The organism is Alcanivorax sp. HI0044 (genome assembly GCF_001634945.1).
In genome coordinates, this window is the sequence record NZ_LWEZ01000438.1 from 1 (window position 1) to 1068 (window position 1068).

The 1068-nt window shown below is 60.0% G+C and carries 2 protein-coding genes; both read left to right on the forward strand.

Going from position 1 to position 1068, the window contains the following annotated elements; all coding sequences use genetic code 11:
- Positions 1–327: efflux RND transporter periplasmic adaptor subunit (locus A3730_RS31105; RefSeq protein ID WP_369819042.1), on the forward strand; the 327-nt coding region annotated here is incomplete at its 5' end.
- A gap of 12 nt (positions 328–339) precedes the next feature.
- Positions 340–1068 (forward strand): efflux RND transporter permease subunit (locus tag A3730_RS05380; RefSeq protein WP_197477310.1); only part of this gene is annotated, 729 nt, incomplete at its 3' end.

Consider the following 1068-nt stretch of genomic DNA (forward strand, 5'->3'; position numbering starts at 1 on the left):
TCGCCCTACGTCATTGCCCGGGCAGAAATTGCCAACGCAGAGGAGCTGCTTTCACCGGGCCGGCTGGTTTCGGCGAGCATCGTGGTAGAGCGTATCGAAGTGCCGCTGGTGATAGAAAATCGGGCCCTGCAGTTGCTCGACGAATCCCAGGTCGTGTTTGTGCAAGAAGGCAATAGCTTTGAGCCCCGGCCTGTCGAGTTGGGCCGCACGGATGGCCAGTTCACCGAAATACTTTCTGGCCTGAAGCCCGGCGAACGCTACGTGGTGGAGAACAGCTATCTCATCAAGGCGGATATCGAAAAATCCAGCGTGTCAGACGACGATTAACAGGAGGCCACTATGATCGACGCTATCGTGCGCCTCTCTGTAGAACGGCGCTATCTCATGCTTTCGCTGATTCTGGTGCTGATCGGTGTCGGTGTCTGGAGTTTCCAGCGCCTGCCCATCGACGCGGTACCTGATATCACCAATGTCCAGGTGCAGATCAACACCGAGGCACCCGGTTATTCACCCCTGGAGACAGAGCAGCGCATCACGTTCCCGGTGGAGACGGCGCTGTACGGCCTGCCCAGCCTGTCCTACACCCGATCCCTGTCCCGTTACGGCCTGTCCCAGGTGACCGTGGTGTTCGAAGAAGGCACGGACATCTATTTCGCCCGCAACTTGATCAACGAGCGCCTTGGCGCCATCAAAAGCGTCCTTCCGCCTGGGCTGGAGCCGGAGATGGGCCCCATCGCCACCGGGTTGGGCGAGATTTTCATGTACACCGTGGATGCGGCGCCCGGCGCCACCCGGGAAAATGGTGAGCCCTGGGATGCCACTGCCCTGCGGGAAGTGCAGGACTGGATCATCAAACCTCAACTGGCCCAGGTGCCCGGGGTGATCGAAATCAATTCCATCGGCGGCTACGACAAGCAGTATCACGTCACGCCCTCCCCGAAAAAATTGTTGGAGCTCGGCGTCAGCCTCGAGGACTTGGTGGCGGCACTGAGGGCCAACAACGCCAACCGTGGCGCTGGCTATATCGAACGCAATGGCCAGCAGCTGCTGGTGCGCTCCCCCGGCCAA